Annotated in this window: 11 protein-coding genes; 8 read left to right on the top strand and 3 right to left on the bottom strand. The window is 35.8% G+C overall.

Annotated elements, in window-relative coordinates; genetic code table 11:
* Positions 1-2: 2 nt before the first annotated feature.
* Entirely contained in the window at positions 3-1334 is a 1332-nt protein-coding gene (locus tag CPT03_RS18550; protein WP_099440228.1) for a D-alanyl-D-alanine carboxypeptidase/D-alanyl-D-alanine-endopeptidase, read from the bottom strand.
* A gap of 31 nt (positions 1335-1365) precedes the next feature.
* Here CPT03_RS18550 and CPT03_RS18555 point away from each other — a divergent pair, with 31 nt between their 5' ends.
* The 3 genes from CPT03_RS18555 to CPT03_RS18565 all read left to right on the top strand — a co-directional run bounded on the left by CPT03_RS18555 (position 1366) and on the right by CPT03_RS18565 (position 3916).
* Positions 1366-2619, top strand: coding sequence for an aspartyl protease family protein (locus tag CPT03_RS18555; RefSeq protein ID WP_099440229.1), 1254 nt, complete (start codon positions 1366-1368; stop codon positions 2617-2619).
* A 246-nt stretch (positions 2620-2865) separates the two neighbouring features.
* Positions 2866-3627: a hypothetical protein gene (locus CPT03_RS18560; RefSeq protein ID WP_099440230.1), complete on the top strand. Its 762-nt coding sequence runs from the start codon at positions 2866-2868 to the stop codon at positions 3625-3627.
* A 97-nt stretch (positions 3628-3724) separates the two neighbouring features.
* Complete coding sequence (locus CPT03_RS18565) at positions 3725-3916, top strand: cold-shock protein (RefSeq protein ID WP_008241764.1); 192 nt, start codon at positions 3725-3727, stop codon at positions 3914-3916.
* Positions 3917-3982: 66 nt separating this feature from the next.
* On the opposite strand, the gene CPT03_RS18570 is transcribed toward CPT03_RS18565, so the two are convergent.
* Positions 3983-4792, bottom strand: a complete 810-nt coding sequence (locus tag CPT03_RS18570) for a glycerophosphodiester phosphodiesterase (protein WP_099440231.1) — start codon at positions 4790-4792, stop codon at positions 3983-3985.
* A 92-nt stretch (positions 4793-4884) separates the two neighbouring features.
* On the opposite strand from CPT03_RS18570, the gene CPT03_RS18575 reads away from it, so the two are divergent.
* The 5 genes from CPT03_RS18575 to CPT03_RS18595 all read left to right on the top strand — a co-directional run bounded on the left by CPT03_RS18575 (position 4885) and on the right by CPT03_RS18595 (position 14540).
* Positions 4885-8196, top strand: coding sequence for a DUF4175 family protein (locus CPT03_RS18575; RefSeq protein ID WP_099440232.1), 3312 nt, complete (start codon positions 4885-4887; stop codon positions 8194-8196).
* An 11-nt stretch (positions 8197-8207) separates the two neighbouring features.
* Positions 8208-8657, top strand: coding sequence for an rRNA maturation RNase YbeY (gene ybeY, locus CPT03_RS18580; protein WP_099440233.1), 450 nt, complete (start codon positions 8208-8210; stop codon positions 8655-8657).
* A gap of 254 nt (positions 8658-8911) precedes the next feature.
* Positions 8912-10774 carry an ABC-F family ATP-binding cassette domain-containing protein gene (locus CPT03_RS18585; RefSeq protein ID WP_099440234.1) on the top strand — a complete coding sequence of 621 codons (1863 nt, stop codon included), beginning with the start codon at positions 8912-8914 and terminating at the stop codon, positions 10772-10774.
* A gap of 131 nt (positions 10775-10905) precedes the next feature.
* Complete coding sequence (gene mnmG / locus CPT03_RS18590) at positions 10906-12768, top strand: tRNA uridine-5-carboxymethylaminomethyl(34) synthesis enzyme MnmG (protein ID WP_099440235.1); 1863 nt, start codon at positions 10906-10908, stop codon at positions 12766-12768.
* A gap of 281 nt (positions 12769-13049) precedes the next feature.
* Positions 13050-14540 carry an Ig-like domain-containing protein gene (locus CPT03_RS18595; RefSeq protein WP_245869887.1) on the top strand — a complete coding sequence of 497 codons (1491 nt, stop codon included), beginning with the start codon at positions 13050-13052 and terminating at the stop codon, positions 14538-14540.
* Between the two features lie 2 nt (positions 14541-14542).
* Here the strand turns inward: CPT03_RS18595 and CPT03_RS18600 are convergent, their stop codons facing one another.
* Positions 14543-15052 carry a gamma carbonic anhydrase family protein gene (locus tag CPT03_RS18600; protein ID WP_099440237.1) on the bottom strand — a complete coding sequence of 170 codons (510 nt, stop codon included), beginning with the start codon at positions 15050-15052 and terminating at the stop codon, positions 14543-14545.

A 15052-nucleotide genomic window follows, 5' to 3' on the forward strand; every position in this document is an offset into this window, starting at 1 on the left:
TCCTAAAAATTCTCGTGAATATAACTTATAATTTTGCCCATCTCCTCTCTAACCCCGACAGTAGATGAAACAAAATTATTGTTCATAAAAGAGAACAGGTATATCTTCTTCTTTTTGGTCACAACATAACCGCTCTGGCAGTGCACATTCGACAGTGTTCCCGTTTTACCAAAAACAAAAGGGTTATTCGTTTTTGGATAAGCATTTTTTAAGGTTCCTCTTTTCCCTCCTGCCGGCAGCATGGCAAATAACCGTTCCTTATCATTAACCTGGTTATAAATTAACTCCAGAAGCTTTATAATGTCCCTTGGGGTAAACAAATTATATCTAGAAAGACCAGAGCCATCAACCCACACCGGCTTATCCGGTAACTCTTTTAAATAGTTTTTTGCAATGTATCTAATTGCTCCCTCCCCACTTAAATCTTGTCCAAGCAGATTAGAATATACCAAAAGTAGCTGCTCAGCAATAAAATTATCACTCGGAATCATCATCTCCTTAAAAACCGAGTCAGATTTTAAAGAATAAAGTGTCGCCGCGTCTGATGGCATATTCATGTGAATAAGCTCAATTTTTTTCCCTAATGTATCAGACAACATCGCTAACGTTGTAGACAGGCTAACCTTATATGGCACTGCCTGTGAATATCCCTTAGGCACCTTTATAGGCGGGTAGTTAAATCTATTCTCATTAAAATTCCGTTTTACCAGAAAAGAGGTATCCCTTATTGACGAATCCTGATTCACACAATCGGCAAATAACATAGGCGAAACATTCAGTTTGCCATTCAATTCATTTACTTCAACCAGATTTCCCATAATAGGAAGCTCATTTATTTCAGCCTGATAATAATCGTTGTAGTCATCCCACTGCCATCCACTCCCGTAAAACTCTCCTTTATACCTTCCTGAGGCAAAGTAAAGTCGCTTATTGCTCATTTTTAAAAAGTTAAAAGCCTTGTTTCCTTTGAGCTTTGCATGTAAAAAAGATGGGTCTCCGGTCCCCCAGAATATCAGGGAATCTCCATGCTCAACGTACCTTAAAGCAGGAACTGAATCCGGAATCATTTTTAAACCTCCATAAAAGGTAAATAATTTGGTGTTTGATGCCGGAGTGAAATATTTATCAGCGTTATTTTCAAACAGAATTTTATCTGTCGACATATCGTATAAAGCAAACCCCACATAGTGTTTTTTTAGCACCTCAGAATGCTTAAAGAGGCTATTAACCCCTTTTGCTACACGATGATTAACAGAACACCCACTTAAAAAAAAGCCTGCGCACGCAGTCAATAAAACAAATATGCCTTTAATTTTAAAATCAGATTTACACATACTAACTACTAATTTACTTAAATTAGTTTAAATGAATTCGCGAATGCGTGCTGTTAATTTCTTTTTCTTTAAAGTTATTCCCCTCTCCATAATATTTGGATTTTGCTGCTTATATAGCTTAAAAGCGCAACAATTTAGCTTTAATGGCACCCGTACTAAAAATGCCGTCAACTTTAACCTTATCCGAAACCTTGTTATTATTCCGATATACATCAATGACAAAGGCCCATATAACTTCATTCTTGATACCGGTGTAGGCCCATTAGTAATCACAGACACAACAATTATTAATGATCTTCGCCTAAGCGATCTTCGCCCCATCAAAATAACCGGCCTCGGAAAAGGAATAGAGATTGATGCATTTCTAACCAATCAAGTGTCAGCAAGAGTCGGTAAAGCATCCATCGATTATATCCCTACTGCTATATTGAAAACAGATATTTTAGGCCTATCAAATTACATGGGTGTCAAAGTTTATGGTCTACTCGGTTACTATTTCTTCAATAGCTTTACCGTCGAAATAAACTACTCTTCTAAAAGAGTAGTCTTTAGTTTACCCGGCACTAAAAAGAAGATAAAAGGAGATATAATCCCTTTACAGATAATCAATAATAAGCCTTATATCAACGTAGAGCTCTACACCAAGGAGCTGGGCACAATAAACGCAAAAGTAGTAGTAGATAATGGCGCCAGTCATGCCATTTCCTTAGAAACACTAAATGAAAAACCCTTCCCCGTCCCTCTTAATTCTATCCCGGCAAATCTGGGAATCGGACTAAGCGGACCAATTAGCGGAAATGTTGGCCGTATTCCCAAAATAAGAATTGGAAACTTCGAGTTAAAGGAAGTCATTTCCTCGTATCCAATATATAATGATGTAGCAGCAAAAACCCTCTTTTTAAACAGAAATGGAAATTTAGGCGCCGATATCCTGAGTAGGTTTAATACAACCTTCGATTATACTAATGAAATTATGTATCTGAAACAAAACCCAACTTACAAGCGCCCTTTTGAGCACGATATGTCGGGAATTGAAGTTTATGTTGAAGAAGATGCCACTAAACACTATTTTATTAGCAGAATTGAGCCGAATTCCCCAGCAGAAATAGCAGGAATACGTGAGGGAGATGAAATTTTATCTATAAACTTTACAAACACTAAAACATTAAACCTTAACGACATCACTAAAACATTACGATCAGGAGATGGTCGGGGCATTTTTCTCTCGATAAACAGAAATGGTGAATTACTCATCAAATTGATAAAATTGAAGAAACGGATATAAATATTTATTTTTACCCTTTCCATAGGTAAAAAACATACATTCTACGCTAAAACAAGGCCAATAAATATGATGAAAATACCCCGTTTTACAATACTCTTAAGCTTAGTTTTATTCGGTACGTTTTATAGTTGCAATCCCCCCAAAGAAGAGAAAAGAGTCGTTAAAAAACTTTCATTTGATTCAATTATTGGAATAAGATATCAAGAAGTAAAGCGCAAATTTAGCACTGGGCTTTCATTCAATGAAATGGGATTTCAACAAGAACCTTCATGGATCATTCAATTTAAATCAAACGATACTGTAATGGCCTACAGCCCTCAAAAGAAAAAAATGCAGCCTTTTTTTCTAATGTTTGACCATGGTGATGTATATAATTTTGCAAATGAGTATTTTCGAATAAAAAAAATAAGCAAAGACAGTCTTGTATTTCAAAGACTACACCTTCAGAAAAAAGAGATTTCTAAAGACATCAGGTCTGATGTTAATATCACCTATTATTCTGAGAATTACTTAAAAAATGAATTAAAAACAACTGCAGCAGAATTGCAAAAACCATCCAAAGCTGATACGCTTTATGTTCAAAAGCTTTCTGCCCGGTCCAACCGCAATCCACAAAATTTAGATAGTGCCTTTGCAGGAAGACAGCCTGTAGAATTCACCCCTGTAAGCAAACTAATCAAAGTAAAAAAAATAACAACAGTTGACCCAATTATGGGCCGAACGCAGTCTTACGACTATTTATTCCCATATTATCGCATTGATATTGATAAATCATACAAAGACTTCGCATATGAATTTAATGTTCTTGTCAATGCAAATGGAAAAATGTATTTAACCTCATTTGCAAATGTTTTGCCTGAATACAGGGAGGCCCGAAAAAAGTCATTAGAGGCAATAATAAGCGTATATCTTCAAAACCTTTTGAGGGTAACACCGGGAAAAACACTTGGAATACCTCATTCCAGCGAAATTAAATTGGTAGTTCAAGGCAAAAAGAGCAATAATTGATGCTTTCCTGATTTTATATTCGCTAAAATATTAAGCACTTGCATTTTAATAAAAAAATAATATGTACATTGCAGACTTAATTTTAATAAATAATACAATGCAAGAAGGAACAGTAAAATTTTTTAATGTAACTAAAGGTTTCGGATTCATCATCCCAGCAAACGGAGATAGCGAAATCTTTGTACATTCAACAGGCCTTATCGATGAAATTCGTGAAAACGACAAAGTTGAATACGATGTTGAAAGCGGTAAAAAAGGGTTGAATGCGATTAATGTTAAAGTAATCTAGATTATTATAGACATAAATTGTACAGCATCGCAGATAACCTGCGATGCTTTTTTGTTTTATAGCTTTTTAATTTCCGCTTTGCACAGCCCTGATTGTCTCAAAAGCTAATTCAGGTTCATTCGTAGTAATAAACTCCACCTTATTCTTTAACAGCCATTTCATATCCTCTGCACTATTAACCGTCCACGCATTAATGGTTAAATTTAATTCTTTCGCTTTAGCAAACCACTCCCCTTTCTGATAAACACTATAGTGGTAATCTGCTCCGTAAAACCCATCTGCTTTAAGCTTCTCTAAAGATGCATCTCCGTTTAAATAAGCCACATTAGCCTTAGGATCCAATACCAAAATTCGTTTAAGAACATCGTAGCTAAAACTAATGTAATCAACCCATTCTTTCGCTTTCAATTTCTTAACCATTGCTACAGCGCGATCCGTCAATTTTTGATCTCTTTCAGGATCATTTTTCGACGGTTTTATTTCCAGAATAAGCTTCATCTTTTTCTGTTTTATTCCTTCTTTCAGATATTCCTCCAACGTAGGGATATTCTCACCATTTGGATGCTTCTTCGTCAAAAGTTCCTTATAAGTAACCTGAGCTATATGAAGGCCATAAAAGTCTGCATCATGGTTAATAACCAAAACACTATCCAAAGTCATATGAACATCAAATTCAGATCCGTAACAACCTAATCTTATCGCCTCCTTAAGAGAAGCAATAGAATTTTCTGGTAAATTATTCTTTTTCCAGGCTCCTCGATGGGCAATAACAGGATTCTTATTCCATGAATTTCCCTTATTAATCAGCTCGGGCTGAGGGTCAAAACTTTTTGTAAATAAAGCCATAAGGGTAATCGCTACAATTGATGATTTCATAAATATACTTTTTCTAAAAATACTCGTTAAATGCTTATCTAAACGTTTTCTTAAAGTTATTTTTTAACTTTATTACCCATTCCAATGTTTTAATGAATAATAATTACGCCATTTTAATAGCTAAAGTTAATGAGTTTACGCAAAAGTTTTATCTCAATAAGCTTCTGCGTGGCTGTATCTATGCCCTGGCTTTGCTGCTTTTGGGCTATCTTTTCCTATTTCTGTTTGTCTATTTTATAAACCCTGGAGTAGGAACCAAAACTGTTCTTTTTTTCTCATTTTTAGCATTTTCTGTAGCTGTAATATCGTTTTTAATGGTAAAGCCAGCTCTATCATACTTCAAACTAAGCAAGAATTTAAGCATAGAGGAAGCCGCCGCATTAATTGGCAATCATTTTTTTAACGTAAAAGATAAGTTACTAAATACCCTTCAACTCCAAGCCCTTGCCAATCAACACCCGGGCAACAATCAATTAATTTTAGCCGGAATCGATCAGAAAATAATGGAATTGAGACCCATTCCATTTGCCAGCGCCATAAACCTCAAAGACAACAAAAAGTATGTTAAATACTTTCTTATACCATTATCCGTTATCCTGCTTATTGGCATTATTGCGCCAGCAATATTAAAAGAAGGAACACGCAGTTTAGTTCAGTACAATAAAGAAATTCTGCCTAAAGCTCCGTTTGAATTCGTTGTTCTTAATAAAACTCTAATCGTTCAGCAGGGCGATAATTTAACTGTTAACGTTAAACTGAGAGGTAACGAACTTCCACAGGAAGTATATGTATCAGACGGAATAAATACCTATAAATTAGAAAAGCAAGACAAAAGCAGGTTTTCTTATATATTCAAAAACCTGCAAAAAAATAAAAATATTCAGTTCCTTGCAGGCGGATTTAATTCTCATTCTCATACAATTGAAGTCAAGCCCCGCCCTTCGGTAGTAAATATCATTGCTAAACTCCAATACCCGTCCTATCTCAACAAAAAAGAAGAAACCCTTCTCAATGCAGGAGATCTATTCCTGCCCGAGGGAACCCAGGTAACGTGGGTCCTAAAAACAGAGAACAGTAACGCTATTAACTTTATCATCCAGGGCAAGCAACATCCTTTAACCTCTGCTAACAATAGCTTTAATTTCACCAAAAAACTGCAAGAAAATACCGAATATCAAATCGTCCCTAAAAACAGCTTTATAAATAGTAAAGATTCAATTTCTCATCAAATAGATGTTATAAAGGATGAATTCCCTGGCATTTCTATAGTCGAAACACCAGATTCTGTGAGCAGTAAAGCTTTATATTTCTCAGGAAATATATCTGACGATCACGGTTTCAGTGCACTCAAGTTTCAATACAATATTAAAGAAAACGGAGTATTAAAAAGTACAGTCACAAAATCTATTTCTATAAAGAAAAACCAGCAAGAAGACACTTTCTTCTTTCTTTGGAATTTAAATGAAGCCCCTTTAAAACCCGGGCAGGCACTTGAGTATTACTTTGAAATAGCAGACAATGATGCGGTAAATGGGGCAAAAAAGACGAAATCTGCAATAAAAATTCTAGACGTGCCTACACAGCAGCAGGTTGCAGAAAAATTAAACCAGGGCAGTGCCGAGCTTAAGCAGAAAATGGAAAAAACAATTAAGCTGGCATCCGAGGTTGAAAAAGAAAGCAAAAAGCTTGGTGAAACCCTACTTGATAAAAGACAGCTCTCATTTGACGATAAAAAACAAATAGAACAACTTCTCGATAAACAGCAACAACTTGAAAAAGCAGTAGAGGAAATCAAATCCCTGAACGAAAAGAATACAATCCAAAAAGAAGAAAATAATGCCCTAAAGGACGAATTAATAGAGAAGCAAAAGAAAATCGATGACTTGTTCAACAATGTTCTTAATGAAAAAACCAAAGAACTTCTCCAAAAACTTCAAAGCCTTATGGATGAAAACAATAAGGATCAGACACAAAACGAATTGTCTAAAATGCAAATGGATAATAAATCGTTGAAGAATGAACTTGACAGAATATTAGAGCTCTACAAACAACTAGAGTTCGAACAGAACCTGAGAAATAATACCGACAGGCTAAACGATCTTGCCAAAGTACAAAAGGACTTGTCAGAAAAAAGTGCAAAAAATGACGCTTCATCAGATAAGTTGAAAGAGGAACAAAAAGAGCTGTCATCCGAGTTCGATGATATTAAAAAGGACTTAGAGAAACTTGAAGAAAAAAATCAACAAATGGAACGTCCAAATCCATTTAAGAACCCAGAAAAAGAAACATCTGAGATTAAGCAAAACCAAAAAGACAGCGAAAACAAATTAGGTCAGAACAACAAAAAAGATGCATCTAAGAGTCAGCAAAAAGCCGCTGAACAAATGGAAAAAGTCGCTAAACAGATGGAACAAATGCAGCAGGAATCTGCAGAAATGGAAAGCAATTTAAACATTACCGAACTTCGTCAATTGCTTAAAAACTTACTAAATACCTCTTTCGATCAGGAAAAAGTAATGTTGAACCTAAAAGGAATGAACAGCAATGATCCTCTTTATACCCAAAACGTGCAGAAACAGCGCAGCATTAAAGACAACATGAAAACCATTGCGGATAGTTTATTCTCCTTAAGCAAGAGAGTGCCACAAATTGAAACAGCGGTTAATGAGGAGATGCAAAAGGTAAACTTCAACATCGATAAAAGCTTGGAAAACCTTGGAGAAAGAAATACTGCGATGGCCAACAGAAACCAGCAATATACCATGACTTCAATCAACAATCTTACATTGATGTTAAATGAAGCCCTCGATCAGGTCCAAAACATGAAAAAAAATGCAAAAGGAGGGGGTAAAGGAAAAAAAGGCAGCATGCAGCAACTCCAGCAGATGCAAAAACAGCTCAATAACAGCATGCAAAAGGCCCGTGAAGAACTTCAAAAGGGCGGAAACAAAGGTACCGTGCCAAAAGGACAAATGAGTCAAGAGTTTGCAAAAATGGCTCAGCAACAGCAAATGATCAGGGAAGCACTTCAGAAAATAAATCAAGAACAAAATAAAGATGGAAAAAATGGCCTTGGAAACCTTAATCAGATGATAGAAGACATGAAGGCCACTGAAAGTGAATTAGTAAACAAAAAAATAGAACAGGAAACACTTAACCGTCAAAAAAGCATTCTTACAAAATTACTTGATGCAGAGAATGCACAGCGCGAGCAAGATCAAGATTCCAAAAGAGAAGCCAAAGCAGCTAAAGATTTCCCTCCTTCTTACAAACAAATGCTTGAAAAATTCAAAAAAAATCAGCAATCTGAAACAGAATGGCTACAAAAATTGCCCCCAGATTTAAACTTCTTCTACAAAAAGAAAATAACTGAATATTTTAAATTGCTAAATTTGCCTCAATAATTTATGATCTGATGAGCAAAGCAACCATTAATTTTTTTAATGAAGACACCAATTATACCCTTAAAAAAAAGACAATTATTAAGAATTGGCTCAAATCTGCTATTGCCTCAGAAGATTATCAGCTAAAGGAATTAAATTTTATTCTTTGCTCAGACGAATATTTACTGCGTATAAACCAGGATTACCTTAATCATGACACTTATACCGACGTGATCACTTTTGACAACTCAGAGGAGATCAAAACAATTGTAGGAGATATATTTATCAGTATTGACAGAATAAAGGAAAATGCGGCAACATTTAAATTCACCACAGATCAGGAATTATGCAGAGTAATGATTCACGGAGCCCTTCATCTTTTAGGATATAAAGACAAAACTAAACCAGCAAAAACATTAATGACGGCCCGGGAGGATCATTATCTTGCCCTTTTATCTAAAGTTCAAAATAAGCCATTTTAAGGCCCTCTAACGAATCCGGCCGTGTTTACAACACAAAGCCCAAGCCCGATAGCGTTATTGCCTCTACGAGGGCCAAATAAATCCGTTTTTCTTCTGATTTTATCTTTAAATGTTACAATTTTTCAAATAGGCCACCAATTATAATATTTTCGTTACAATAAATATCCTGTAAAACTTAGCCTCAGTTATATACCAAATAATTATTGCTTACTTTTGTGGCAATTTCTTATCTATAATCTCGTTAAACACAGACTTTGAGCACACTAATTGCAGCCGAAAACTTAGGCCATGCTTATCATGATGAATGGCTTTTTAAGAGCTTAACCCTGGGCATACAAACCGGTCAGCGCGTAGCGCTTGTCGGGATAAACGGAGCCGGGAAAAGCACTTTATTAAAATTACTTGCCGAAAGATTCTCTCCACTTGAGGGTAAAATTGTAAAGAACAAATCTGTGAAGATCGGTTTTCTTGATCAGGAGCCATCTTTTACTGAAGGCTATTCTATTAGCGATTTTATCTTTTCTTTAGAAAACAAACAGCAACAACTCATTAAAGAATATGAGGAGCTTATTGAGAATCCCAATCCAGACGAAAAAACATTAAATCGTTTATATGAGGAATTAAGTGAGCACAATGCCTGGGAATATGAGCACGAGATAAAAACCATTCTAAGCAGGATGGGAATTACCCATCTTCAACAGCAAATCTCCACCCTCTCCGGGGGGCAGAAAAAACGGTTGGCTTTGGCAAAACTCCTTATAGAAGATCCAGAAATATACGTGCTTGATGAGCCAACCAACCACTTGGATATAGACACAATAGAATGGCTCGAGAAATTACTTACATCAGGCAACAAAACAATTCTACTGGTAACTCACGATCGTTATTTTCTTGATAACGTATGTAACACAATAGTTGAGCTAGATAGAGGAAAAATATATAACTACAGTGGCAACTATGCCTACTTCCTTGAAAAGAAATCTGAAAGAGAGGCTGCGGATGAAAGCACTTTTCAAAAGAATAAAAATCTTTTAAAGAAGGAATTAGAGTGGATGCGAAGGATGCCCCAGGCCCGTGGGACTAAATCCCAGGCAAGAATTGATGCTTTTTACGATTTAGAAAGCAAAACCAAGCAAAGAACTGACAATCAAAGCATTACTTTAAATGTAAAAATGTCGCGTCAGGGAAACAAAATTCTTGAGCTTGACCATATCGGCCAAGCATTTGAAGATAAAAAAATCATAAATGATTTCAGTTACACATTTAAGCGAGCCGATAGAATTGGGTTAGCAGGTAAAAATGGAACCGGAAAATCCACTTTGCTAAATATCATTACAGGGTTTATTAAACCTGAAAAAGGAAAAGTTAGCACTGGCGAAACAACTGTTTATGGTTACTATAAACAAGGCGGCTTAGCCTTCAATGAAAAAGAACGTGTTATTGATATTGTAAAGTCTGATGCCGAATATATCAAAATGGCAGATGGGCAAACCATATCTGCATCCCAACTTTTAACTTTATTTCTTTTCCCTCCTAAAAAGCAGCATGGCATGGTTGAAAAACTGAGCGGTGGAGAAAAGAAAAGGTTGCACCTGATGAAGGTTCTAATGCAAAATCCTAACTTCTTAATTCTGGATGAGCCAACAAACGACCTTGATATTGATACATTAAATGTTCTTGAAGAATTTCTTGAAAACTTTCCGGGAGTATTAATACTCGTATCTCACGACAGATATCTTCTGGATAAAATGAGTGAGCAATTATTTATTATGGAAGGCAATGGTGAGGTTACAATTTATAATGGAAACTATTCTGAATACAGACTAAGTCTTGATGTCGCAAAAGAAAAACCAGAAGCAAAAAAGAAAGAAACATCTACGCCATCCTCTGCTCCTTCTACTCAAAAAAAACTAAGCTACAAAGAGCAAAAAGAGCTTGAAGAGCTTGAATCAAGGATGCCAGAAATAGAAATAGAAATAGAAAAACTAACACAATTATTGCTAAAAATAGAGAGCTCAAACTATCTTGAAATTCAATCTATTTCGAATTCTATTGAAACACTGAATACCGAGATGGATGCCGTAATGAACAGATGGATGGAACTTTCAGAGAAATAAAACCCCAGATAAAAGGTTAATCTGGAGTCCTATCTCGTGTTTAATTAATAACTTTGCAAACACGTTCCACGTGAAACACCTAAATAATTTTACCAAAAGTTTCACGTGGAACATACAAAATATACTAAGCTATGTTTAATGAATATGATGTAATTGTTGTCGGAGCAGGACACGCCGGTTGTGAAGCAGCGGCAGCAGCAGCCAACCTTGGCTCCTCTGTTCTCCTGATTACAATGAACATGGAAACCATCGCGCAGATGAGTTGCAACCCTGCAATGGGCGGCGTTGCCAAGGGACAAATTGTTCGGGAGATTGATGCTATGGGCGGCTACTCAGGGATTATAAGTGACAAAACAACACTCCAATTCCGCATGCTAAACCTTTCAAAAGGACCTGCCATGTGGAGCCCAAGAACTCAAAATGACAGAAAAAGATTCGCTGAAGAATGGAGATTAGCCTTGGAACGAACTCCAAATGTCGACTTCTGGCAGGACATGGTAAGCAGTCTTTTGATCAAAAACAACACAGTAGTTGGTGTTAAAACTTCACTCGGTGTCGAGATAAAAGGCAAGTCTGTAGTACTAACAAATGGAACATTTTTGAATGGTGTCATACATGTTGGAGAAAAAAAATTTGGCGGTGGTCGCACAGGAGAAAAAGCAGCAACCGGAATTACAGAACAACTTACAGAACTCGGCTTTGAGGCCGGAAGAATGAAAACCGGAACTCCTCCCAGAATCGACGGAAGATCTTTGAACTACTCCGTAATGGAAGAACAGTGGGGTGATGAAAATCCTGGTAAATTTTCCTTCACTAATACTACCCGTCCAACTGAACAACGCTGTTGCTGGATTACTTATACTAATCTCGAAGTTCACGAAACTTTAAAAGAAGGGTTCGAAAAATCTCCAATGTTTACAGGCCGTATCAAAGGACTGGGGCCAAGATACTGCCCTTCAATTGAAGACAAAATCAACAGATTTGCAGAGCGCGAAAGACATCAGATATTCGTAGAACCTGAAGGCTGGAATACCTGCGAAATATATGTTAACGGATTTTCAACCTCATTGCCAGAAGATGTACAGTATAAAGCCCTAACAAAGATTCCAGGATTCGAAAATGCCAAGATGTTCAGACCTGGCTACGCCATTGAATACGACTATTTTCCACCTACTCAACTAGGATTAACACTTGAAACTAAATTAATAAGCAATTTGTTCTTTGCTGGCCAGATAAATGGAACAACAGGATACGAAGAGGCTGCTAGTCAGGGTTTTATAGCAGGAATCAATGCCCACCAAAAGGTAAAAGACAAACACGAGCTTATTCTAAAACGCTCCGAATCTTACATTGGTGTACTAATTGATGATCTTGTAACCAAAGGCACTGAGGAGCCGTATAGAATGTTTACATCAAGAGCAGAACATAGACTTTTACTTAGACAAGACAATGCCGATATCAGACTCTCCCCTATCGGCCATAGCTTAGGTTTAATAGACGATGAACGTCTAGAACTTGTTAAGCAAAAAGTAGCCAATTCAGATGCAATTGTAGACTTCTCCAAGAAACAAGCAATCGACATGAGCCAGGCAAATGCCCTCTTAGAAGATCTTGGAACAAGTACATTAAATCAAACAGTAAAAATTTTTAATCTTTTAAGCCGTCCTCAGGTAGGAATAGACGATCTAAGAAAAGTAAGTCCTAACCTCAATGAGTTCCTTGAGCAATTTGATAAAGAAACTATTGAACAAGCTGAAATAAAGATCAAGTATGAGAGTTATTTTGAAAAGGAACAGGAGATTGTAAATAAAATGCAAAAAATGGAAGACAAAGATATCAATCCAAATTTTGACTACTCGCAATTAGTATCTTTATCAAAAGAGGCTCGAGAAAAATTATTAAGGATAAAACCCAGAACTCTTGGTCAGGCTTCCCGAATTTCGGGCGTTTCACCTTCCGATATCTCGGTTTTAATGGTTCATATTAGCAAATAACACACAACTAACTGTATTATAATACATTAGATAAATATAAAACAATTAAAAACACGGATCATTTTAAAGCGATTTAAGACACTTTTAAAAAGTTTTAATGATAACTATCAAAAGAAGGGTTAAACTCAACACACAACATATAAATGACTAAATATAACAACATAGTCTATTTAAGAAATTTCATAGTCTATTTTTTGATAATTTCTTTAATTTATAGCTGCGCAAGTATTCAGCAACCTCAGGGAGGGCCAAGAGATACTACCCCACCAAAGGTTCTAAAAATGGAACCAAAAAATCAGACTGTAAACTTCACTGCCAAAAAAGTTGTTATTGAATTTGATGAATACTTTAAGTTACAGAATGAGTTCAAAGAATTTTCTGTTTCTCCCGAAATGCCTAAACCACCGGTTTTAAAAGTAAAGGGAAAAAAATTAGAAATAAACTTTCCAGATAGTCTCGAAAAAAACACAACCTATACTTTAAACTTTGGAAAGGCAGTAGCCGATGTAAACGAATCAAATGCTGCTAAAAATTTAACTTATGTATTTTCAACCGGACCTAAGCTCGATTCACTAAGCATAAAAGGTAAAGTAACAAATTCACTTACTGGCGAACCTGAATTAGATGCAGTTGCTTTTATATTACCACTAAACAGAGATACCTTATTTGGAAAAGGAAAGCCGTCCATCTATACATTAACTGATAGCAGTGGTAACTATAGTCTAAACAATTTAAGAACTGGCAGCTATAAACTCTATGTTCTTAAAGAAAAAAATGGTGATAAAATCTATCAGCAAGCTACTGACGAAGTAGGGTTTTTAAAAGATACCATAGTGCTCACAAAAAATCTTGATAGCATGAACATAAAAGTATTTAAAGAAGATGCAACAGTATTCAGAATATTAGATAAGCGATTAAATCCTGATGGAAGCATGTCATTCAGCTTCAATCAGAAGCTAAAAAAACCAGAAGTAGTAGTTCTTGATCCTCCGGCTTTAGACGTTTCAAAGAAAATAAAATTCAGCAAAAACAACGATTCTCTAAAAGTATGGCTTACAGATTTAAGTTTTGATTCAACCAAAATCAGCCTAAAAGAAAACGGAAAATTACTTCAAACAACAACACTCACAAGAGGTAAAAAAGATACATATACACGGTCATTAACTGCAATAAATAACCTTGATAATCGCGCATTACCACCAGGAAGAACGTTAAAATTCACCTTCAATTTTCCAATTGAAAGCTTTGATGCAAGCAAAATAACGCTTTTAGAGGACTCTGTTGATACCAAAACCTTTACCCTCACTAAAGACAGCTTAGACCATCTCTCCTTCTATTTCAGATACCCCTGGAGACAAAAAACTATGTACGACATAACCTTTGCACCAGGTGCATTTACAGGCATTTTTAAAACTCAAAACAAAGAAATTAAAACCAGTCTTGAGTTAGGTAAAAAAGATGATTATGGCACCTTAAAAGTAAAAATAGTACCACCAGAAAAACAGAAAAGTTATATCCTGGAAATTATTGATGGCAGTAAAAGCATAGTAAATACAATAGTTGTAAAGCAAGATACTGCAGTAACTTTTAGCAATTACAAAGGCGGAAAATACTTTATAAGAATAACATACGATACCAATAAAAATGGTGTATGGGATACGGGAAATGTTTCTTTAGGTATACAGCCAGAAAAAATATGGAACGAACCTAAAGAGCTATCAATCAGACCAAACTGGGAAAGAAATGAAGTAATAACAATTCCTAAAGAATAAAATTATCTGAACCAGTCAGAATACATAATATAATTATCAGGTAACTTATTTAATAAAGCCCTTTGCTCATCAGTAATGGGCTTTATTTTTTTTGCAGGAGTTCCTGCATAAATAAAACCACTTTCACAATGTGTATTTTCTAAAACCACAGCACCGGCAGCAATAATTGTGTAGTCCTCAACTACCGCATTATCCATTATTATTGCCCCCATACCAACCAATATATGATCCTTTAAAATACACCCATGAACAATTGCATTATGGCCTACAGATACCCTGTTTCCTATTGTAGTAGAAGCTTTTAAATATGTTGCATGAATAACCGCACCGTCCTGAATATTGCTGTCATTACCGATAGTAATCTTATTCACATCCCCCCTAATCACTGCATTAAACCAAACAGAACAATTTTTTCCCATAACCACATCGCCAACTATTGTAGCATTAGGTGCTATAAAACAATTTTCGCCCCACTTCGGATGTACATTTTTTACTGGTAATATAACTGGCAT

Origin of the sequence: Pedobacter ginsengisoli (genome assembly GCF_002736205.1) — a bacterium.
GTDB classification, from domain to species: domain Bacteria; phylum Bacteroidota; class Bacteroidia; order Sphingobacteriales; family Sphingobacteriaceae; genus Pedobacter; species Pedobacter ginsengisoli_A.